Below are 1,611 nucleotides of genomic sequence, written 5' to 3' on the forward strand. Positions count from 1 at the left end.
TTTCCTACGATTAGTCAAGTCTAAACCTTATAAATTCAATAAGGATTTATTGATTGAAAAAATTTGGCATATCAAATAAACCCCATGTATTTAATTTTTTAAACTGTGGGAAGATATGTGATATAATGTGTATGATTTATTGGTCCGTAGAGACCGTGTGCGAATAATCGTACTTTGTATTGTTCCTGACCACGGAATAAATACATTTGAGTAGCTTGTTCATACAAGCTACTACCGCAACCTTGTCCTTTTTAGGGTGAGGTTGTTTTTTTAGCTTATAGTAGTAATCTACAATATGATTTGGTGCCGACTTTTGCTGGCGGATCATATTTCGTACAATGAAATATAAAACTTTTCTTCCCTTTGGATTTCCACGCTTATTAATGCGATCTTGACCTGCATATTTTCCAGATTGATATCTTCGGATATCAATTCCAATAAAAGCATTGACTTTCTTATGATTTGAGAATCTGGATATGTCTCCAATTTCACCAATGAAAAGTGCAGCACTAATTTCACCTATACCCGGAAAACTTATGAGTAGTTCAAATTCTGGAAGTTGTTTGGCTTTCTCTATCATTTGTTTTGAGATATTCTCCTTTTCCTTCAACAATTGAAGAAGCTGCCTTGAGTAGTATTGAACTTTTTGAGTCTGTATACTGCCTGAAGAAACAGCTGGATAAGACTCTTTTGCGTATTCTATAATATCAATTGCTTTTTGTTTTGCGCGATTTTCTGATATTTTTTTAGGAGTACTTTTTATTAAAAGATTTTTGATCTTTGTTTTACTTGTTTGTAATACAAATTCAGGATGTGGAAATAGTTCAATTAAAGATAATGCGTATGGCGTGACTCTACTTGAAAAGAACTGTTCTAATTCTGGAAAACATAGTTGGAGTGTATTGTGTAAGTGCATTCTTGTACGTTTTATGTCATCTTCTATTTCTTGGTGAAAACGAGATAAATCACGCATTTCATGATAAATATCGGGTTGTTGTATTTTTTCTGAACGAATATTTTGTTGATGCACTTGTGCCAGTTTATGAGCATCATGCTTATCTGTTTTCCAACTACGTAAAGTTCCTTGTTCTAATTGTTTTTTTGCTTCCAAGGGGTTTAATACACAATAACGAATCTGATTTTTTTGGCAAAATGTTTCTACGGGTTTAGAGTAAATACCTGTAGATTCAAAAACTAGCATCAAATCATTAGGAAGTGTTTGGATTTCAGTCATTAGCTTTTGAAATCCAGCTTGATTATGTACTATTTCCCCCTCTGAAAGACATATTTGGTCATCATAAACAACTTTATAACTTTTTCCCATTGAAATATCTAAAGCTATGACTATTCCCATTTAACTACCTCTTTTCTTTTTTTGAAAGATCTTCACTTATTCATTTCGATTCCAATTTCCTATACACGAGCTCGGTGGCCCCAACATACTTAAACCTGATTCAAAAATGAAAGTGAAGAAGCCCGGTTTTTTATTCGGATTCGTGATCCCTGAGGCTTCGGTCGGGCTTTCTTTCACTTCTCACTATACCTTATAAAAAGAAAATAGTGGGTAATGTCATCCGTCGATGACATTACCCACTAATCTTAGTATGTTTT

The 1,611-nt window shown here is 33.6% G+C and carries 1 protein-coding gene; it reads right to left on the reverse strand.

The genetic code is table 11. The features are described from left to right. Positions 1–136: 136 nt before the first annotated feature. Positions 137–1,354, reverse strand: coding sequence for an IS110 family RNA-guided transposase (locus tag KQI49_RS18325; RefSeq protein WP_216491006.1), 1,218 nt, complete (start codon positions 1,352–1,354; stop codon positions 137–139). Between the last annotated feature and the right edge of the window lie 257 nt (positions 1,355–1,611).

Origin of the sequence: Virgibacillus sp. MSJ-26 (assembly GCF_018918075.1) — a bacterium.
Taxonomy (GTDB): domain Bacteria; phylum Bacillota; class Bacilli; order Bacillales; family Amphibacillaceae; genus MSJ-26.

Coding starts and splice junctions, on each gene's coding strand:
- KQI49_RS18325 (WP_216491006.1), bottom strand. CDS start 1,354: ATGGGAATAGTCATAGCTTTAGATATTTCAATGGGAAAAAGTTATAAA.